This window comes from Nostoc sp., from assembly GCF_036917775.1.
Lineage (GTDB): Bacteria > Cyanobacteriota > Cyanobacteriia > Cyanobacteriales > Nostocaceae > Nostoc.
Genome location: NZ_JBALEQ010000092.1, coordinates 84,031 through 104,017, shown reverse-complemented (window position 1 = coordinate 104,017; position 19,987 = coordinate 84,031). Strand labels below are relative to the sequence as shown.

Below are 19,987 nucleotides of genomic sequence, written 5' to 3'. Positions count from 1 at the left end.
GCTCTCCTTCTAGGATAGCGATTTTAGTCATTTGTTATTGGGACTCAAAACTGAGGATAGAAGCATTTTTTGCAAGTGCTGTTGGAAAGCATCTATGCCAAACAGAGCGATCGCCTGTTCTCGCAGCCACCGTCCATCACATCGCTGGTCATCCCCTTGAAGCATTTCTATACAAGCTGCTGCTACAGCATCAGGATTGCGGTGTGGTACTCGCCATCCCAGTTTACCATCTTGTAAGGGGTCAGCCGAGCCATCATCATCACCGGATAAGACAGGTACTCCACAAGCCATTGCTTCTAGATAAACAATGCCAAAGCCTTCTTGCGAAGGCATGATATAGGCATCAGCAAGGCGGTAATGTTCCATTAATTCTTCTGTAGCAACAAAACCCGCAAAGACGACGCGATCGCTCACACCCAAATCTTTTGCAAGCTGCGCCAATCGCGGTTGGTCATCACCGCGACCAATTACTAAATATTTAACTTCTGGGAAAACCTGAGCAATTTGTGGTAAAGCCCGAATTGTGACATCTACACCCTTGTAAATATCCCCTGACCATAAGCGTGCTACTGTCATTAACACCTTAGAACCAGTTAAACCATACTTCTGAACTAATTCTGGCTGCTTGGAACCTGGAGTAAATTTATCCCCATCAATTGCACAAGGCATCATCTCTACCATTTTGGGGTTTAGACCATTGGCAAGACAAGCGCGCTCGCGGCTGTAACGGCTAATTGTCCAAATTTTATTTGCTGATGTCAGGGCGCGACGTTCTTGATTTTTTAGAGGTTCCCAGACTTCTTTGCCGTAAGTTAGCACGGTGTAAGGAATCCCCAAGGGCTGGCAAAGAGTTTGGATTAATACTGCTAAGTTAATATGACCGCAGAAAACTTGCTGCGGACGGTTTTGCAAAAGACACTTGAGTAAAGCTGCTGCCATTTGCAATCTCCCCAAATGAGGAGACTGATTTTTAAAGTAATGAAATTTTAAGTTCTCGTGTTCAAACAGATTTAACCGATCAGGGCTATCTCGCAGCAAAAATACTTCTGCCTTGTAAGCTTGACTCAATCCCAGATAGGCGCGAAAAATATCTTTTATATATGATTGAATACCACCTTCGTGGGCAAAAATTTCTAAAAACACGAAGACATGGTTAGTTTTTTGGTTAACTTTATCACCTACCTTTAGGTTCTGTGCCACTTTAGTGATATTCATATTAGGTTATTTACACTTGGGTTAAAGGTGCGATGGCACCGCTTTGTAACCGCTCTAAATCTGTTTTTACCATTTTTTCTAAAAGTTCCTCAAAGCTCACCTGGGGTTCCCAGCCAAGATTTCTTTTAGCTTTACTAGGGTCAGCTACTAGTTGAAAATGCTCGTCTTGTCTCAATAAACTGGTATTTAAAACTATATAGCGTGTCCAATCCAATCCCACAGACTCAAAAGCTATGGCAACTAAATCTTTAACACTGTGCAGTTTCCCAGTGCCAATCACATATTCTTCTGGTTGATCAACTTGTAACATGAGCCACATGGCTTCTACATAATCTCCCGCAAAGCCCCAATCGCGTTTGGCATCTAAATTACCCATTTCTAAGGTGTCAGTTAAACCCAATTTAATCGATGCGGCTGCCAAAGAAACTTTTCGGGTTACAAACTGAGGTGCGCGTAGAGGAGACTCATGGTTATATAAAATTCCGCTACAGGCAAATAATCCATAGCGCTGTCTATGATGCACCATCGTCCAGTGGGCGTGCATCTTGGCCGCAGCATAGGGATTTTTGGGACGAAAAGGCGTTTCTTCATCTTGAGGCGAACTAAATACATCGCCAAACATTTCCGAACTGCTGGCTTGATAAAATCTGGTAGACAAACCAACCTGTCGTACAGCCTCCAGAAGTCTGGTAGCTGTACCAGTGATCAAATCTAGGGTTCCCAATGGGTCGTTCCAAGAGTCGGGTACAAAACTGGGAGCCGCCAAATTGTAAATTTCTTGGGGACGTAGTTGCTCAACTGCGGTCAATAGCGCCCCACTATCCCTCAAGTCAACCGTAAAAATTTCTACCTGATTCGCCAGTGTTCCCAACTTTGTCAAATTAGGTTGTCGATGGGGAGGTACTAATCCTACAACTCGATAACCACGGTTGAGGAGCAAATGGCTGAGATAGTAGCCATCTTGACCAGTTATTCCTGTAATTAGGGCTGTTTTATTCATAATCTGTCCCCTATTATCTCTATCTCTTTAAGGACTAAATGGCAGTTGTTGGAGAACAAACATTCCGGCTCTCAACACTGCTGACAAATCTTAACAAGAGAGCTACTATAACTCGAATGCTATCTTTACTGTATTCACTAATTCTTTTTATACAAAAATATTTTTGAGATTTTACAAAAAAATCATAATAACTAAGCAATTTTACGCAAAAAAGACATTACTCCAATTCAAATCATATTGAAAAAGGAGTATACTTTTATCAATCAAGTAACTAATTTTTGTAGCAGAGAGTTTTTCCACTCATACTTCTGTTTTGAAGTAAGTCGCTTAACTTCACCTTTCTTATTCTGCTTCTACAGAGTATTTGACGATGAGAAGGCAATTTCTACCATCCGCACCACGTTCGTATACAACACGGTCTGCCAACCGCCGGAGGAGGAACCATCCATACCCACCTACTTGTAGAGTACCTGGCGCTGGCTCTGCGATCGCATCAGGATTAAAAGGTTTTCCATAATCCCAAATTCTAATCTCTAGTCGATCGATCCACAGATCAACATTAATTTCAATGGTTGTTTCTGGGGGTAAAGCATGATGAGCGTGACGAACAGCGTTGGTAAAGCCTTCTGCTAATGCTAAATTGAGGCGATCGAGTTGGGTTTTTGACCAGCCAAGTTGAGACAGATGTTGCAGACAAAATTGCTCGAACCATTCTTGCACCTGGTTTAGGAGGCTGAGTTCGCTCTTAACCTTCAGATGGTCTTGCTGCACTATGGTAAACATTAACTGTGACTTAAATATAAATAAACCCAAGTTGCTAGTTATTAAATTTTGCATGATTCGCCAAATTGTTCTGATGTAGAAAAATCTAAATTGAGATATTTTATCTACCAAAATACAAAACATGAACGATTTTGGCATTTCGAGGGTTGTAACTAGCAACTTACGTTAATTAAGTGAAAAATGTTTATATTTGATTTGGGATAGCTTTTCAATCCAAAACTCAGATTCCGAATGCAATCTGAACTATTAAAATTGACGCCTGTAGATTTCTCCCAAAAACATATCTGTAATATGCTCTTGAAACTCACAGGCGTCAAAGCACTTTGTAGTGACTAATTTAGAATAGTCCTAAGGTCAAAGATTTATCCAATGGCAAAGCAGCACCAATACCCAGCCACACGGTGACAAGAGTACCAACGAGGAAGACTGTGGTTGCAACTGGACGACGGAAGGGGTTTTGGAACTTGTTGACGTTCTCAATAAAAGGAACAAGAATTAGCCCAACTGGTACAGAACCCATTGCTAACACTCCTAAAAGTTTGTTAGGAAGCGATCGCAAAATTTGGAAGACTGGATACAAGTACCACTCTGGTAAAATTTCCAATGGTGTGGCGAAAGGATTTGCTGGTTCACCGGTCATTGCAGGATCTAGCACAGCTAGAGCTACAATTGCAGCGAAGGAACCCATGATCACGATTGGAAAGACATAAAGTAAGTCATTAGGCCAAGCGGGTTCACCATAGTAATTGTGACCCATGCCTTTGGCGAGTTTGGCTCTTAACTGAGGATCGCTCAGGTCAGGTTTTTTCTGTGTTGCCATTTTGAAATGTGATCTCCTGCTTAAGTTAAATTAAAGCATTTGTGAAGGCTATCAGCTACTAGGCAAACCTAGCAGGCAAAAAGCAGCGTTTTGTTTGTCTACGGTTATCAGCCTGGAAGGAATTTACAGCTTTAGGCTTCAGATGAAGTGTTTATTTTTGGGAACTTATGTGCAATTACATTTATTGTGTTTCATAAGTTTAAAACAAACAACTTCATCTGAAAACTCACAAATCTTGCCTTTCGCTAATAATTGAGATTACAAAGGCCCGGAAATGCCTTGCTTGCGGATCATCAAGAAGTGAAACAGCATGAAGACTGCAATCAACCAAGGCAGCACAAAGGTGTGTGCGCTGTAGTAACGAGTTAGTGTTGCTTGACCAACACTTGAACCGCCGCGCAGCAGGTCGGAGATCAGAACACCAACTACGGGTATTGCTTCTGGTACGCCGCTAACGATTTTTACAGCCCAGTAGCCAACTTGATCCCAAGGTAGGGAATAGCCAGTAACTCCAAAGGAAACTGTAATTACGGCTAGGATCACACCGCTGACCCAGGTCAACTCGCGGGGCTTTTTAAAACCACCTGTGAGATAAACCCGGAAGACGTGCAAAATCATCATTAACACCATCATGCTGGCAGACCAGCGATGGATGGAGCGAATTAGCCAACCGAAGTTGACTTCATTCATGATGTACTCCACTGAAGAGAAAGCTTCAGTGACTGTTGGCCTGTAGTAAAACGTCATGGCAAATCCAGTGGCAAACTGGATGAGAAAGCAAACCAGGGTAATACCACCCAGGCAGTAGAAGATGTTGACGTGGGGAGGGACGTACTTACTAGTAACGTCTTCAGCGAGTGCCTGAATCTCCAGGCGTTCCTCAAACCAGTCGGAAACGTTGGCCATACAATCTCAAGTTCCTAAAAGTCGGTTGCGGTTGATAAATCCCGAAGTTCTAAATTGGCGACTAAAATTCTGATGGTTCCCAGCCTCGGTATCCTGCGGGTTCGCCCAAGGAGTTGCCGCAGGCTAGGGTAACAACAGAATTGTCTATGGACTTCTCATAAGCCGCCTCTTGTGACTTCTCTCCCAATTAGCAATTTTGGGATTTTAGTAAAGACGAGTTTATTTCGTTTGCTTGTCAGCTTTCAGCGTGCTAAGAGTCTTCAGAAACTTTACACTCTGTAAAGAAGGAATATATTGCGATCTCTTTACGCCCCTGCACAGAAAATGGTGGACACAAAGTAGATTTTATCCTTTCGTGAGTGGATACAACGCATCAGTTGACTGAACAACTTGATGAGAGAAATGCACCACTTCTATAAAAAAAGTAACATAATCGAGAGATAGATTTCATCAACAACAGGACAACTGAGCATTTCTAGGCAATTTGGGTTGAGGTGGAATTGATAATGGGGTTCATGAACAAACAAGTCTTTCGGGTTGGATTTTCGTTGTTAATGGCGTTTTGGTTGGCGTTTGGTACGCTTACCCAGCCTGCGGTGGCTTTAACGGGGGAACAAAAGCTGGTTTCCGAAGTATGGCGAATTGTTAATCGCACTTATCTAGATGAGACTTTTAATCATCAGAATTGGGCGGCTGTGCGGCAAAAGGTTTTAGAGAAGCCGCTTACAGACGCAAATGCCAGTTATGCGGCAATTGGGAAGATGCTCAAAAGCCTTGATGACCCTTTTACCCGCTTTTTAGACCCGGAACAGTACCGCAGCTTAAAGGTCAATACCTCTGGGGAACTGACTGGGGTAGGATTGCAAATTGTCCTGAATCCTGAGACTGGGAAGTTGGAAGTAGTGGCTCCTATAGCAGGTTCACCAGCAGATAAAGCGGGGATTAGACCACGCGATCGCATTCTTAAAATTGAAGGCGTGCCCACAAAAAATCTTACCCTAGATGAAGCTGCAACTAAAATGCGCGGGCCAAGTGGCAGCCTTGTTACTCTCCTCATCGAGCGAGATGGAGAGCCAGAAACGGAAATTAGATTAACGCGCGATCGCATTGCTCTTAACCCTGTGGTTTCAGAATTGCGTGTTTCCACTGAAGGTACATCTATTGGCTACCTACGTCTCACTCAATTCAATGCCAACGCCTCAACGGAATTGGCACACGCTATTTCTAGTCTAGAAAAAAAAGGCGCTGCTGCCTACATTCTAGATTTACGAAATAATCCTGGGGGATTATTGCAATCAGGAATTGAAATTGCCCGTCAGTGGTTAGATTCTGGTACTATTGTCTACACTGTGAATAGACAAGGCATTCAGGGTAGTTTCGAAGCCTTTGGCCCAGCCCTTACTAACGATCCTCTGGTGATTTTGGTGAATCAAGGAACTGCCAGTGCTAGCGAAATTCTGGCTGGCGCACTCCAAGATAACGGTCGTGCCCAGTTAGTAGGCGAAACCACTTTTGGTAAGGGTCTAATTCAATCTTTATTTGAATTATCAGATGGTTCAGGGTTGGCAGTCACAATTGCTAAGTATGAAACTCCTCAACACCGGGATATTAACAAACTAGGTATTAAGCCAGATAAAGTGATTTCCCAAGATCCAATTAACCGCGAACAGATTGGTACTGAAGCGGATCTGCAATATCAAGCAGCAGTGGAAATTTTGAAGAAAGACTTGGTTGTGGCAGGAAAAGTGTAAAAACTAAAGAGTTAAAAGAGGTTTATTGATTAAGCTTACGGCTTACGCAAACAATAACCAAAACCAGGATTTACAGGTAAGGGCAATACCCTGTGCGAGTACCCCTCATGGGTTCGGGTTAAGTTTTGTGTAAGCCCTAAAGGTAATTAGGCGGTACTACATGAATTGTCAAATTTTGTGCCTTTGCCAAGTTCGGACTCGACGCTAATTTGACAACCATGTTTTTCCACACTAATTTCGCTAATCCCAACACTGTATTTCTACTGCTAGCTTTCGTCGTAAATAAATGATCAGGCTAGCAAATGTTAAGCAATATCTGGTTAATTAATAGCCTTTTTAAAGAGGGTTAGTGAGGATATAAAAGTGCTTAAAGTTTAGAGAAAAACACTTTTCCAACAACCTCTTCTGACTACTGAATTCAGAATAGCTGAATTTTTCTTCAATTGACAGCCCCTAACTGCGTAAGCGCGTCTTCTGTGACACGGCAAATTCGCCAATCATCTAATATAGATGCTCCTATACTACGGTAGAATGCTTTAGCTGGTTCATTCCAATCCAACACACTCCACTCTAACCGTCCACAATTACGTTCTATAGCTATCTGGGCTACTTTAGAAATAAGAGCTTTACCAATACCTTGCCTACGATACTCTGGTAAAACAAATAAGTCTTCCAGATAAATTCCGGGCTTGGTCAAAAATGTTGAATAATTATGAAAAAATAGGGCAAAAGCAACAGCTTGACCAGCAGTTTCTGCTAAAATCGCTTCTATATATCTGTGCGAACCAAATAAATGCTCTTTAAGTGACAGAGCATCGCCAGTGACAGCATGAGATAATTTTTCATACTCAGCAAGTCCCTGAATTAATTGAAAAAGTACGCTGTAATCAGTTGGTTCAGCAAAACGCAAAATCAAATTGTTACACGAAGTCATTAGTCTGTAGTCTATAGTTCATAGTCCATAGTCTATAGGCAACTGTGCAATTTTTTTACTAATAACTAAACAAAAGCCGAAAAAGTTACAGAATTCCTGTTTTTTGAGAGTTACGGTAGTCGAAGCTCAAGAAATATAAATATATCATCAGCCCTAAATTCATTATTGGAGCTAATTAAGTCAAACCATGCGGGTAATTCAAAATTCAAAATTCAAAATTAAATATCTATTTTTGAATTTTGAATAGGAACGAAGTGACAGCCGGGTATTGCGTCTCTATTTTCGTGAATGTAACTAAATCAACCAACCTTTTAAGCGTTTAGCTATGTGGGGACGGCGTAATTTCCGCATCGCTTTACTTTGAATTTGGCGCACTCGCTCACGAGAAAGATTGAACATATTGCCAACTTCTTCTAAGGTACAAGGTTCACTGGTTGTCAAACCATAACGCAGAGAAATCACATCTTTTTCTCGTGGAGTTAACACATCACCTAATACTTCCCAAATCTCCTGACGCATCATGTTTTCATTCATTTTTGCTTCTGGAGACAAGTTATCTTCATCTTCTAGCAAATCCATCAATTCCGTGTCTTCTTCTTTACCGACACGGTGGTTGAGAGAAAGTGCTTGACGGCGTAACTGTTGTAGTTGGCGTAGTTGTTGCACACTAATTTCCAAAGATTCTGCCATTTCCCCTTCGGTAGGATTTCGACAGAGTTTTTGCTTTAGTTCTCGTTGAGCTTTTTTCAGTTTGTTAAGCTTTTCAACAATGTGAATAGGTAGCCGGATTGTCCGCGCATCGTTAGCTATAGCCCTGGTAATCGCTTGTCTAATCCACCAATAGGCATAAGTAGAAAACTTATATCCCTTATCTGGATCAAACTTTTCTGTAGCGCGATTTAAACCCATTGCTCCTTCCTGAATTAAATCCAGAAAAGGCACTCCCCGATTTAGATATCGTTTGGCAATAGAAACTACTAATCTCAAGTTGGAGCGAATCATTTTGCGTTTCGCTACTCTACCTTGATACAAGCGACTTTCTAATTGCTTTTCGGTCATTTCTAGCTCGGAAGCTACTTCTAGTTTGGTAGGTTCCTGTCCTAGTTTTAAGTTTAAAGCAGCTTGTAATTCCCTAATTTCCTCTAGAAATCTAACTCGCCGCGCTAATTCTACTTCTTCATCAGCTTTTAAAAGCGGATAACGCGCCATCTCTTTAAAAAACGCGCCGACGGCATCATCATGCTCGGTTTTATTGTATCCCGAAGGACGGGCCGCCGCCATGTCATCTCCATCGCGTTCATCTGATTCCAGATTTTCTACTACAATTGGAGGCTCTTCATCTACCACTGCATCTAAACTATCGAGTGATGGTTCTTCAATATCAGCAGCATTCTCCAGTATTTCCATTTTTCCCAATTCAACAATGTTCATAGTTTCCTTTAGGGATTGTTGTTTTGTTTGGTACATAATTTAGTTACAGCTACTCGTTTGAGGCTTGGTAGTTTTCCCTAATGGACGAATGCACCCCTTTATATGGCGAAATAGAAGCTTCTGCTAATTTCTATTCAAGAATAAAAATCTATATCTACCTACAACCTACGGGTTACAGTTAGATATAATCTATAACTTAACTGACCTTAGCACCCAACAAAACTTTCTTCTCAGGCTTATTAACAGATTATATTCTTCATTTTTTTCTTAATTACCAAATATGTCAAACCCCCTCAAACTTTCTCAACCTGAACAAACATAAAAATCTCAGCTAACCATCCAAATTTCTTAAACTTTCATATATTTTTCTAAATATATATTTCTCTGTTTAGGTATTTGGAAGTCACGGGATAAATTTAAAACCTGGTGATGGGGTTATGCCTTCCCAATTTCAAGTTACCCAAATGATACAAATTACAATAATGGCAGCTTAATTTGGGGATTATCTTATTTGTATAAAAGCATCTCATATACAGAAAGGGTTGAATATCTATCGATAGGCGGAAAAAGGCTACTCCCTATTTAGTAGATAGAGCAACTGTTGCAGCAAGTGCCGACATACTTTTATTTATATAGTGGGTACCAAATATTTATTGCATTTATAGTTGATACGAATTTGTCTAGTAGATTACATAAGAGGAAACTTATCAAGTATTATGAATGATAACAGTATTGAGAAATACTATTTGAATTTAAGAAAGTAAAAAATTAGAGTTTAGTTAGCTAGGTTAATTTTGACCAGCTATGTGAGGAAAATATTTAACTATAAATTCAGTAACTATGTATATTAATGACATAAAATTATCTCCTTTAGTGGTGGCACAAGCTAGCGAATCGTACCAATCAGGTACAACTATAAATAGGTGGGTTGAAGTACTGGTAGACTGTCCAGGAAGTACAGGATTATTTACTTATCGATTGCCAGCCCAGTTAGAAATAAAACCAGGGGATATTTTGAGCGTGCCATTTGGGGCACAACAATTAGGAGCGATCGCAATTCGGTTACTGGCACAACCAAATGTTGATTTAGCACCAGAAAAAATCCGCGAGGTAGAAGATATAGTCAGCGTTGGATTTTTCCCAAGTGCTTATTGGGAATTACTCAATCGAGTTGCTGCATATTACTATACGCCTCTAATTCAAGTAATCCGGGTTGCTCTACCACCAGGGTTGCTGGGGCGATCGCAGCGCCGTATCCGCCTTGTTAGAGGAGGGGGAGGAGGGGGAGCAGGGGGCAGGGGGCAGGGGGTAGGGGGAAGTAGTTATTTGCTAGCATCTCCCGATCCTTCAGCTTTCTTGACTCCTACTGCGCGGCAAGTTTGGGAACTTTTGCAAGGGCAGTCTGCGGGGGATTATAGTTTTGCCTACCTTCAACAAAAAGTAAAATCTGCTTATCGGGGAATTCGGGAGTTATTGCGATTTGGTTTAGTAGAAAGTTATTTAGAACCGCCGCGACTAACTCGACCAAAGTTACAAAAAGCAGTTACGCTCACAGGTACAATTGACCAAGAGTTAACCACTCGCCAACGAGAGATTTTAGAAGTGCTGCGGCGACAGGGTGGGGAGTTGTGGCAAAATGAATTACTGCAAATTTGCAATGCTAGTCCCTCTATTCTCAAGACGTTGACACAAAAGGGTTACATCGTTGTTGAAGAACGGGAAGTATTGCGAACCGAACAGGGCCCAGCATTAGTAGGTGATGGGGCTAAATCTTTAACTGCTGCCCAAGCTAGCGCTTTGGAAACAATCCAGACACTCGATGGATTTGCTGAAGTTTTATTGCATGGGGTGACGGGTTCGGGAAAAACCGAAGTATATTTGCAAGCGATCGCACCTCTCATCAAGCAAGGTAAATCTGCCCTTGTTTTAGTCCCCGAAATTGGACTTACACCCCAGCTAACCGATCGTTTTCGCGCCCGTTTTGGCAATAAAGTCAGCGTTTATCACAGCGCCCTCTCCGATGGTGAACGTTACGACACTTGGCGGCTTATGCTCACCGGAGAACCGCAAGTTGTCATTGGTACGCGCAGCGCCGTTTTCGCGCCTTTGCCTAACTTGGGTTTAATTATTTTAGATGAAGAACACGATAGCAGTTTTAAGCAAGACTCACCCATACCCACCTACCACGCCCGTACCGTCGCCCAATGGCGGGCCGAACTAGAAAATTGCCCCTTGGTGTTGGGTTCCGCTACCCCTTCCTTGGAAACTTGGGTAAGCGTGGGGAGGGAGGGGGCAGGGGGAGTAGGAGAAGAATTCTTAACTTCTAACTCTTCAGTTAGTAATTTTTACCTCTCGCTCCCTGAACGCATCAATTCTCGCCCTTTACCGCCTGTGGAAATAGTCGATATGCGGCAAGAGTTGCAGCAGGGAAATCGTTCTATATTTAGTAGATCGCTGCAAGAAGCTTTGCAACAGTTGCAAGAGAGAAAACAACAGGGAATTTTATTTATCCATCGTCGGGGACACAGTACTTTTGTCTCATGCCGCAGTTGTGGGTATGTGTTGGAATGCCCGTATTGTGATGTGTCACTGGCGTACCACCACACCGAAGAAAAAGCACCGGAATTATTGCGCTGTCATTATTGTAATTATGCGCGATCGCATCCCAAATACTGCCCCGATTGTAGTTCCCCTTACCTGAAATTTTTCGGTAGCGGTACTCAGCGAGTAACGCAGGAATTAGCGCGACAGTTCCCAGAGTTGCGCTTGATTCGTTTTGATAGCGATACCACCCGTAACAAAGGCTCACACCGGACTTTACTCACCCAGTTTGCCAACGGCGAAGCGGATTTATTAGTTGGTACGCAAATGCTTACCAAAGGTTTGGATTTACCACAGGTGACACTTGTGGGCGTTGTCGCCGCCGATGGATTGCTAAATTTATCAGATTATCGTGCCAGTGAACGGGCATTTCAAACCTTGACTCAAGTCGCTGGACGTGCTGGTAGAGGAGACGATCCGGGCAGGGTGATTGTACAAACTTACACTACAGAGCATCAGGTAATTGCAGCAGTGCGATCGCACGATTATCACTCTTTCTCGCAGGCTGAATTAGAACAACGCCAAGCCCTCAATTATCCCCCTTATGGGCGGTTAATTTTGTTGCGCTTAAGTAGTCTCGATCCCATTCAAGTGCAAAATACCGCCCAAATTATTGCTACAGCCTTGAGTACAGAAGAAGAATTCGAGATATTAGGCCCAGCACCAGCGAGTATTTTACGAGTAGCTAATCGTTATCGCTGGCAGATATTGATTAAATTTGCTCCCAATGCCTTACCACAATTGCCAGATTGGGAAGAAGTGCGATCGCTTTGTCCTTCGTCTGTTAGCTTAACTATTGATGTAGACCCATTAAATATTATGTGATTTTCTTGGGCTAAAAGATTGAGAAATCTGGTTTATCTAAAATAGTCCATTGATAGGTTTGTAGTAAGCACTTCAATGCTTGAATATTTGAGGACTAAAGTCCTGACTACAAACGTATTTAAGATTGAATTTTAATCTAATTAATCAACAATTCTGGTGCTACCAATCCTTTTTGGATCGCTAAGACTGCGGCTTGAGTGCGATCGCGTACTTCTAGTTTCTGCAAAATTGTATGAACATGAACCCGCACTGTACCAGGGGCAATGTAGAGAATCTCAGCAATTTCTTGATTGCTTTTGCCAGCTGCTACCAGTGCCAAAATTTCTTGCTCGCGCTTCGTAAGGGGATTTTCTAGGTTTCCCTCAGTTTTTGTCGGTAGCGCCACAGTAGAATTGCCCTCAAAAGCTGCTCTGATCTCTGTTGTTGCCGTTTGATCCCACCATGAGGCACCAGCTGCAACCGATCGCACTGCCAATATTAAAGACTCAGCAGGAATACCTTTCAGGCAGTAACCTTGGGCCCCAGCTGCAATTAACCGTGAAATCAGAGGTTTCTCAGAACGAGATGTTAAAACGAGAATTGGTAAATTTGGGTGCTTCTGCTTGATTTGGCGACAAGCTTCAATCCCACCAATGCCCGGTAAACCTATATCTAGCAAAACCAAATCTAAGGGATAGCGATTTGCCAATTCTACAGCTTGTTCCCCATCTTCTGCTTCTGCGACAATCTCCAAAGTAGTTTCTTGCTGCAAACGCATCCGCAGACCAAGCCGAAACAATTCATCGTCTTCAACGAGTAAGATTTTTGTCATTTGTTATTGGTCATTGGTCATTTGTCATTTGTCAATAAATAGTTCTTCTTCCCCTGTCCCCCCTGCTCCCTGCTCCCTGCTCCCTGCCCCCTGCCCCCCTACTCACCTACTCCCGGTGGCGGACAAGCTGGGAGTCTAAAACCAAAAAGTGCGCCTCGTGGCGAGCGATTCTCTGCCCAAATTGTACCCCCATGAGCAGCGATAATTTGCCTGGTTAAATAAAGCCCTAGTCCCGATCCTGAGACGTGGCGATCGCTATCTCCTTGATAAAATCTCTCAAATAAGTGGGGCAACTCTTCTTCTGTAAAGCCAGAACCAGTATCGAGTATTTTTACCACTTGATCGCTAGAATAACCTTCAAGTACCACTTCCACTTTACCGCCACGAGGGGTATGGTTAATACCATTACTCAGGAGATTGGTGAAGACTCGCCCCAGTTGCAAAGGATCGCCATTTACCCAGAGAAAACTACGAAAATCTGATTCGCCATAGTGTAGAGAAATATAAACCTGACGTGTTCTCGCTAGTTCAGCCAGGGTAGCGATTACCTCCTCTGCCACAGTTGCCAAGTTAACAGGTGACATCTGTAATTTCAACCCTTCAGCATCATTACGGTACACATCTAAAAGAGTTTGGACTAATTGCAGTGTACTCCGATGACTACGAGCCATAGTTTGGAGGACTTTTGCTTGCATTGGTGTGATTTCACCAAATTGCTCATTTTGAAAATATTTCAGCGTTTCAATTGCTCCTAATAGAGGTGTTTTCAAATCATGCGTTAGGGTAGAAACAAAATCTTCACGCATAATAGCTAGTTGTTCTTGGGAGCGTAATTGTGCTTGTGTATAAGCGATCGCTTCTTCATTGCGGTGGTTGCGATCGCTTAACCAACCTGTTACAACTAACGCCAATACTGCAATCAACCTATTTGCCAACGTTGAGGCATTAATCACTTCTCCTCCTGGGATAAACAAATTTAACAATGTTAATCCTGTCGCTGCCAGAGTGATCCCCAATACTGATCTCCGATTCAGGCGAGAATCTGCTAACAAAATTGTTCCCGTGTAGAGGTAGCCAAATACGTACTCAGGTGGTGTCAAATATTCCAAGCTAATTACGAGTGCAAAGGTGATCGCTATTAGCCCATAAGTCTTCCCACGCCCATTTATAGCTTCTTTCATAGCCACTAATCGACTTAATATCGTCATTTCTGATTTACTAAAAAATCTTTATCCTACAATCTTTACAACTATTTAATTCAGCGATTATGATTTATCTGCAATCTATATCTGCAAATATTCACTTGAGTATTAACCCGAAAATTACGATTGTCCAGATGCAAAAAAGGGGACTGGGGGCTGAGGATTGGGGACTGGGTAGTTGTCCACAAGGGGTAGAGTATCTAAAACAACCTTCCCATACCGCATTTTATTTAATAAAATCCTCTTAAATATTTATATTCTTTGAACGTAGCAAACTTCCAAAATGTATTGTATAAACAAATGATACTAACTAGCGAATTAGATGAATTAAAAGTAAAGATTAAATATTTTTAACAATAAGTTGAACAAGTATCTGGATAGCAAAAACTGAAAATAGTAAATCCAGATTAAAAAATGGCGGTGATATGAGATATCACTAAATTCCTCCAAATCAAATACTTCAACAGTTAATCTGTTATTTCTAATAATTGGCTTTCTAGCACTTAAATTTTACCCTGCGCGAAATATATGGGACAAGGTTTTTTGCAAATTGGCTTAACGCTATGTATTGTCATAGCAATTACTCCGCTACTAGGTAGATACATCGCCCATGTCTTCTTGGGAGAAAGAACACTGCTGGATTTTTTAATGAACCCCATAGAGCGAAGTATGTTCGTACTAGCGGGTGTTCGCAGAAAAGATGATATGACGGGTTCGCAGTATATCCGGGCTGTACTGTACAGCAATCTGATTATGGGTATTTCAGTATATTTACTGTTATATTTTCAAAGGCTCTTGCCCTGGAATCCTAACGGTTTTGGTGCTACCAGTTGGGATGTATTACTGCATACAACCATTTCCTTTGTAACAAATACCGACCAGCAGCACTATGCTGGTGAGACAACCTTAAGCTATTTTAGCCAGGTAGCGGCTTTAGGCTTTTTGATGTTCACCTCCGCAGCCACCGGTTTATCTGTGGGAATTGCCTTTATTCGCGGGTTGACAGGTAGAAGGTTAGGAAACTTTTATGTTGATATTGTCCGTGCAATTACGCGCCTATTGCTACCGATTTCGATTATTGGAGCGATCGCTTTGCTTCTAACAGGTGTACCACAAACATTAGCGAAGACTATGGATGTGAGAACCTTAGAAGGCGGGACACAATATCTTGCCAGAGGCCCGGTGGCATCCTTTGAAATGATTAAACTTTTGGGCGAGAACGGCGGTGGCTTTTTTGGCGTAAACTCAGCACATCCTTTTGAAAATCCCAATGGCGCTTCTAACTTGATAGAAATGATCGCCATGATTTCTATCCCAGCAGCCTTGATTTACACCTACGGTATATTCGCCAACAACATCAAACAAGCTTGGCTGCTTTTTTGGATGGTGTTTGTGATTTTTGTTATCCTGGTGGGAGTGACAGCTGTGGGAGAATTTCAAGGTAATCCCCTAGTTAATAACGCCTTTGGATTAGAACAACCCAATTTGGAGGGGAAAGAAGTTCGATTTGGCTGGTTACAAACGGCATTTTGGGCAGTTATGACTACTGCTACTATGTCTGGCGCTGTGAATGGGATGCACGATTCTTTGATGCCCCAAGGAATATTTTCGACACTCTTCAACTTGTTTATCCAGGTTATTTGGGGTGGACAGGGAACTGGAACAGCTTACTTATTTATTTACTTGATTCTTACAGTGTTCCTAACTGGACTAATGGCAGGACGCACCCCAGAGTTTTTAGGACGCAAAATTGAAAAACGCGAAATTGTCCTCGCTAGCGTCGTCTTGTTGATTCACCCAATTCTAGTTTTGATTCCCAGTGCGATCGCCCTCGCTTATCCCATCTCTCTCTCTGGAATTAGTAACTCTGGCTATCACGGTATTTCTCAAGTAGTTTATGAATACGCCTCAGCCGCCGCAAATAATGGCTCCGGCTTGGAAGGGTTGAGAGATAATACCCTGTGGTGGAACTTGAGTACTTTAGTTAGCTTAATAGGAGGACGCTACATTCCGATAATTGCCATCCTGCTGTTAGCTGACGGTATGTCTCGCAAAAAACAAGTACAAGAAACCCCTGGTACCCTAAGAACTGATTCTCTAGTATTTACTGGTATCACTGCTGGAGTGACATTGGTTTTGGGAGTATTGACTTTCTTTCCCGTTTTAGCTTTAGGCCCAATAGCCGAGGGTTTGAAACTAGCATCTGGCAATTAGAAAATTTATGAGTTATAAGTCTGAAATTAAGAGAATACCAAAAAATAAATAAATTATCCTGTTTTGTAGGGGAGCCAGTGCTTTGTGCTAAATCCATCGCTGTAGGAGGGTTTCCTACCGTAGGCGACTGGTGTTAGCGAGTCTTGTCTGTGACACGCTGTTCGCGTTCGATCGTCCGTCCTTCTGGTGACGATCGAACACGAATAGCAGTAGGTAGGTACGAGCATCGCTTTAGCATTGTGTTCGCGATCGCATAGCGTGCCCTAAAGGTTGGATCTATTTTTTATTGGAAACTCCTAACTTCTAACTCCTAACTCCTAATTTTTAACTTTTAACTCCTAACTTTATTCATGAACCAAGTGGCAACTAACTTCAGAGCTAGACGGCCAAATCCTCGTTCTGGCGATCGCCGTCAAGGACGTAAAAAAGCAAGGACAAGTAAAAAGTGGCTTTACTTAAGGGCAATTAGAGATGCTTTTGTCAAGCTCAACCCTAAATATATAATCAAAAATCCAGTAATATTTTTGGTTTGGGTGGGGACAATCATCATTCTATTGCTCACGATTGATCCCAATTTATTTGGCCCAGCCCTTCAAAAGAACCCGCAACTTTTCAATGGCTTACTGTCGGGGATTTTATTCTTTACAGTTTGGTTTGCCAATTTTGCCGAAGCACTGGCAGAAGGGCAGGGTAAAGCTCAAGCTGATGCCTTGAGATTAACGAAATTAGAGGCGATCGCTAAAAAACTCACTCCCGACGGCACAATTATTGAAGTTTCATCCACTAGCCTGAGACAGGGTGATAACATCTACGTTATTGCTGGCGATATCATTCCCGCCGATGGCGAGGTAATTATGGGCGTTGCCTCAGTAGATGAATCGGCAATTACTGGAGAATCTGCACCAGTATTAAAAGAATCAGGCTCTGATGTTTCCAGTTCTGTCACTGGTGGGACGCGGATTATCTCAGATGAATTAATTATCAGGATCACTACTGACCCAGGCAAAGGCTTTATTGACCGGATGATAGCCTTAGTAGAAGGGGCAGAACGCAGCAAAACACCCAATGAAATTGCCCTGACAGTATTGTTGGCAGTTCTCAGCTTAGTGTTTTTGTTAGTCGTGGTAACTCTGCCCGCACTTGCTTACTATGTCAATAGTCCAGTCAGCGTGCCAACTTTAATTGCCCTATTAGTGGCATTAATTCCTACAACCATTGGCGGCTTACTCAGTACCATCGGCATTGCTGGGATGGATCGAGTTGCCCAATTTAACGTCATTGCCACTTCAGGAAAAGCAGTCGAAGCCTGTGGTGATGTAAACACTTTAGTACTTGATAAGACAGGTACAATTACCCTCGGCAATCGTTTGGCGGAAGAGTTTATCCCTATCAACGGTCATTCAATATCAGAAATTGCTAATGTTGCGTGGGCAGCTAGTGTCTTTGACAATACACCAGAAGGGAAATCCATTATTCGACTGGCAGAAAAACTAGTAGCACGGTTTGATTTCGATTCCAACCAGGCAGAAGGAGTTGATTTTTCCGCCAAAACACGGATGAGTGGGACTAACTTACCTGGTGGGTATGAGGCCAGGAAGGGAGCTGTAGAAGCCATTAAAGGATTTGTCCGTTCTCGCAACGGACGCGATACACCAGAATTGGATGCTGCCTACGAACGAGTTTCTCGCTTGGGAGGTACACCCCTAGCAGTTAGCCTAGATAACGAAATTTATGGGGTTATTTATCTCAAAGATATAGTTAAACCTGGTATCCGCGATCGCTTTGAGCAACTGCGACGGATGGGAGTACGTACCATCATGCTAACTGGAGACAACCAAATTACAGCTTCTGTCATTGCTAAAGAAGCTGGAGTAGATGACTTCATCGCTGAAGCCACACCAGAAGACAAAATCAGTGTCATTAAAAAGGAACAAGCAGCAGGTAAACTAGTTGCCATGACAGGAGATGGGACTAACGATGCTCCCGCATTAGCCCAAGCTAACGTCGGCGTTGCCATGAATACAGGGACACAAGCTGCAAAAGAAGCCGCCAACATGGTGGATTTGGACTCCGATCCGACAAAGCTGATCGATATCATTAGCATTGGTAAACAATTGTTGATTACTCGCGGAGCTTTGATGACATTTTCTATCGCTAATGATATTGCTAAATACTTTGCAATTATCCCAGTGATATTTGTCGCTGCTAATCTACAAAGCCTGAATATTATGAATTTAACTAGCCCTAAGTCTGCTGTCCTATCAGCGCTGATTTATAATGCTTTGATTATTCCCGCTTTGATTCCCTTGGCATTGAAGGGTGTACGGTTTAGGCCACTGACAGCTAATCAGCTACTCCAACGCAATATCTTAATTTATGGCTTAGGTGGAGTGATTGCGCCATTTATCGCCATTAAGTTGATAGATATACTGATTACACTTGTAGGTTTGGCTTAAAGATAGAAAAAGTAGAGACGCTACGAAACGAGCGCATCTTGACCAAAGTAAAATAATAAACATTTTTACTTTTACCGTTGAGAGAGAGAACCAAAAGAATATGAATAAACAGGTCGATATTTGGGAAAAGTTTTTGTCGATAAATCTGATACAGGCGATGTTCTTTGTTTGGTCGCAATTGCTTAAACAACACTCACACTCGCTATTTTTATCCTGCTGTGCTTGAATGTGGTAATTGCCCCAGACATTTATGCTGTTAGCAGCAGCATCTTTGAACATCGTTCTAATTGGGTAAAAGAATTAAAATTAAAAATTAATTTTAGTAATAATTGGAAAAGTTTTTATGGCTATTATTCGAGAAACTATCAGAGCAATTTTTATAACTCTAATGCTTTGGTTGTTGACTGCAATCATCTATCCTCTGATCATTCTTGTAGTGGGTCAAGTTTTTTTGCCCTATCAAGCGAATGGCAGCATTATGCTGAATCTAAATAATGAACCAATTGGTTCAGCTTTGATTGGTCAAGTATTCACATCTGAGCGATATTTCCATCCTCGTCCCAGTACTGTTAGATATAGCCAAGGAAAAAAAGCCAAGCCAACTGGCATATCTGGAGCCAGCAATCTTGCTGCTAGCAATCCAGAACTACTAAAGCGGATTCTAGAAGAGGCAAATCAATTGCGAGACGAAAATCTTCAACCGATTGCTGATATGATTTATACCTCTGGTTCTGGTTTAGATCCGCATATTTCCTTCAAAGCAGCACGTCAGCAATTGACACGGGTTGCTGGTGCGCGGGGAGTCAAAGAAGATGAGATCCTACGTTTAATTAACAAGTATACCGATGGCAGATTTTTATGGATTTTTGGTGAGCCGGGAGTCAATGTTCTCCGATTGAATTATGCTCTTGACTTGCAAGATATTAATCGTCAGCAAAATCTATGAGGGGCTTTTTATATTTGTCGGGGCGCAAGAGCTTATACCCGGATTTCTCACGCATAGTGTAGGCAGAGGGAGAAGAGGAGTGTGGGAGGTGT

15 protein-coding genes are annotated in these 19,987 nt (G+C 42.3%); 5 read left to right on the top strand and 10 right to left on the bottom strand.

All coding sequences use genetic code 11. The features are described 5' to 3' along the window. Positions 1-27 precede the first annotated feature (27 nt). From V7K69_RS18335 to V7K69_RS18310, 6 genes are all read right to left on the bottom strand, one after another. Complete coding sequence (locus V7K69_RS18335; protein WP_335036801.1) at positions 28-1,215, bottom strand: glycosyltransferase family 4 protein; 1,188 nt, start codon at positions 1,213-1,215, stop codon at positions 28-30. 10 nt (positions 1,216-1,225) lie between these two features. After that, a complete protein-coding gene (locus tag V7K69_RS18330; RefSeq protein WP_335036799.1) occupies positions 1,226-2,215 on the bottom strand; it encodes a GDP-mannose 4,6-dehydratase in 990 nt (329 codons plus the stop codon). 342 nt (positions 2,216-2,557) lie between these two features. Beyond that, a complete protein-coding gene (locus tag V7K69_RS18325) occupies positions 2,558-2,998 on the bottom strand; it encodes an ATP-binding protein (RefSeq protein ID WP_335036934.1) in 441 nt (146 codons plus the stop codon). Between the two features lie 337 nt (positions 2,999-3,335). Next, the gene (gene petD, locus V7K69_RS18320) at positions 3,336-3,818 is read right to left on the bottom strand and encodes a cytochrome b6-f complex subunit IV (protein WP_012407122.1); all 483 of its coding nucleotides are present in this window, start codon (positions 3,816-3,818) and stop codon (positions 3,336-3,338) included. A gap of 258 nt (positions 3,819-4,076) precedes the next feature. Then, positions 4,077-4,724 (bottom strand): cytochrome b6, encoded by a 648-nt coding sequence (gene petB / locus V7K69_RS18315; RefSeq protein ID WP_322643226.1) that lies wholly within the window; start codon positions 4,722-4,724, stop codon positions 4,077-4,079. 61 nt (positions 4,725-4,785) lie between these two features. Next, complete coding sequence (locus tag V7K69_RS18310) at positions 4,786-4,911, bottom strand: hypothetical protein (protein WP_335036796.1); 126 nt, start codon at positions 4,909-4,911, stop codon at positions 4,786-4,788. Between the two features lie 319 nt (positions 4,912-5,230). Between V7K69_RS18310 and ctpA the strand changes: the two genes are divergently transcribed. Beyond that, positions 5,231-6,475 (top strand): carboxyl-terminal processing protease CtpA, encoded by a 1,245-nt coding sequence (gene ctpA, locus V7K69_RS18305; protein WP_335036794.1) that lies wholly within the window; start codon positions 5,231-5,233, stop codon positions 6,473-6,475. A 439-nt stretch (positions 6,476-6,914) separates the two neighbouring features. On the opposite strand, the gene V7K69_RS18300 is transcribed toward ctpA, so the two are convergent. Together V7K69_RS18300 and V7K69_RS18295 are read right to left on the bottom strand one after the other, a co-directional pair. Then, positions 6,915-7,409: a GNAT family N-acetyltransferase gene (locus V7K69_RS18300; RefSeq protein ID WP_335036792.1), complete on the bottom strand. Its 495-nt coding sequence runs from the start codon at positions 7,407-7,409 to the stop codon at positions 6,915-6,917. A gap of 294 nt (positions 7,410-7,703) precedes the next feature. Then, positions 7,704-8,876: an RpoD/SigA family RNA polymerase sigma factor gene (locus V7K69_RS18295; RefSeq protein ID WP_335036790.1), complete on the bottom strand. Its 1,173-nt coding sequence runs from the start codon at positions 8,874-8,876 to the stop codon at positions 7,704-7,706. A gap of 804 nt (positions 8,877-9,680) precedes the next feature. Here V7K69_RS18295 and priA point away from each other — a divergent pair. Continuing rightward, positions 9,681-12,266, top strand: a complete 2,586-nt coding sequence (gene priA / locus V7K69_RS18290; protein WP_335036788.1) for a primosomal protein N' — start codon at positions 9,681-9,683, stop codon at positions 12,264-12,266. 136 nt (positions 12,267-12,402) lie between these two features. Here the strand turns inward: priA and V7K69_RS18285 are convergent, their stop codons facing one another. Both V7K69_RS18285 and V7K69_RS18280 read right to left on the bottom strand, forming a co-directional pair. Next, positions 12,403-13,077, bottom strand: coding sequence for a response regulator transcription factor (locus tag V7K69_RS18285; RefSeq protein ID WP_335036786.1), 675 nt, complete (start codon positions 13,075-13,077; stop codon positions 12,403-12,405). 98 nt (positions 13,078-13,175) lie between these two features. Beyond that, entirely contained in the window at positions 13,176-14,285 is a 1,110-nt protein-coding gene (locus V7K69_RS18280; protein ID WP_335036784.1) for a sensor histidine kinase, read from the bottom strand. Between the two features lie 522 nt (positions 14,286-14,807). On the opposite strand from V7K69_RS18280, the gene kdpA reads away from it, so the two are divergent. The 3 genes from kdpA to kdpC all read left to right on the top strand — a co-directional run bounded on the left by kdpA (position 14,808) and on the right by kdpC (position 19,895). Further along, a complete protein-coding gene (gene kdpA / locus V7K69_RS18275) occupies positions 14,808-16,493 on the top strand; it encodes a potassium-transporting ATPase subunit KdpA (protein ID WP_335036782.1) in 1,686 nt (561 codons plus the stop codon). A 350-nt stretch (positions 16,494-16,843) separates the two neighbouring features. Beyond that, positions 16,844-18,949 (top strand): potassium-transporting ATPase subunit KdpB, encoded by a 2,106-nt coding sequence (kdpB, locus tag V7K69_RS18270; protein WP_335036779.1) that lies wholly within the window; start codon positions 16,844-16,846, stop codon positions 18,947-18,949. Positions 18,950-19,292: 343 nt separating this feature from the next. Next, positions 19,293-19,895 carry a K(+)-transporting ATPase subunit C gene (gene kdpC / locus V7K69_RS18265; RefSeq protein WP_335036777.1) on the top strand — a complete coding sequence of 201 codons (603 nt, stop codon included), beginning with the start codon at positions 19,293-19,295 and terminating at the stop codon, positions 19,893-19,895. Positions 19,896-19,987 lie beyond the last annotated feature (92 nt).

What these genes read in the sequence shown, in the direction of transcription:
- V7K69_RS18335 (WP_335036801.1), bottom strand. Translation starts at nt 1,215, where the DNA reads ATGAATATCACTAAAGTGGCACAGAACCTAAAGGTAGGTGATAAAGTT.
- V7K69_RS18330 (WP_335036799.1), bottom strand. Translation starts at nt 2,215, where the DNA reads ATGAATAAAACAGCCCTAATTACAGGAATAACTGGTCAAGATGGCTAC.
- V7K69_RS18325 (WP_335036934.1), bottom strand. Translation starts at nt 2,998, where the DNA reads ATGTTTACCATAGTGCAGCAAGACCATCTGAAGGTTAAGAGCGAACTC.
- petD (WP_012407122.1), bottom strand. Translation starts at nt 3,818, where the DNA reads ATGGCAACACAGAAAAAACCTGACCTGAGCGATCCTCAGTTAAGAGCC.
- petB (WP_322643226.1), bottom strand. Translation starts at nt 4,724, where the DNA reads ATGGCCAACGTTTCCGACTGGTTTGAGGAACGCCTGGAGATTCAGGCA.
- ctpA (WP_335036794.1), top strand. Translation starts at nt 5,231, where the DNA reads ATGGGGTTCATGAACAAACAAGTCTTTCGGGTTGGATTTTCGTTGTTA.
- V7K69_RS18300 (WP_335036792.1), bottom strand. Translation starts at nt 7,409, where the DNA reads ATGACTTCGTGTAACAATTTGATTTTGCGTTTTGCTGAACCAACTGAT.
- V7K69_RS18295 (WP_335036790.1), bottom strand. Translation starts at nt 8,876, where the DNA reads ATGTACCAAACAAAACAACAATCCCTAAAGGAAACTATGAACATTGTT.
- priA (WP_335036788.1), top strand. Translation starts at nt 9,681, where the DNA reads ATGTATATTAATGACATAAAATTATCTCCTTTAGTGGTGGCACAAGCT.
- V7K69_RS18285 (WP_335036786.1), bottom strand. Translation starts at nt 13,077, where the DNA reads ATGACAAAAATCTTACTCGTTGAAGACGATGAATTGTTTCGGCTTGGT.
- V7K69_RS18280 (WP_335036784.1), bottom strand. Translation starts at nt 14,285, where the DNA reads ATGACGATATTAAGTCGATTAGTGGCTATGAAAGAAGCTATAAATGGG.
- kdpA (WP_335036782.1), top strand. Translation starts at nt 14,808, where the DNA reads ATGGGACAAGGTTTTTTGCAAATTGGCTTAACGCTATGTATTGTCATA.
- kdpB (WP_335036779.1), top strand. Translation starts at nt 16,844, where the DNA reads ATGAACCAAGTGGCAACTAACTTCAGAGCTAGACGGCCAAATCCTCGT.
- kdpC (WP_335036777.1), top strand. Translation starts at nt 19,293, where the DNA reads ATGGCTATTATTCGAGAAACTATCAGAGCAATTTTTATAACTCTAATG.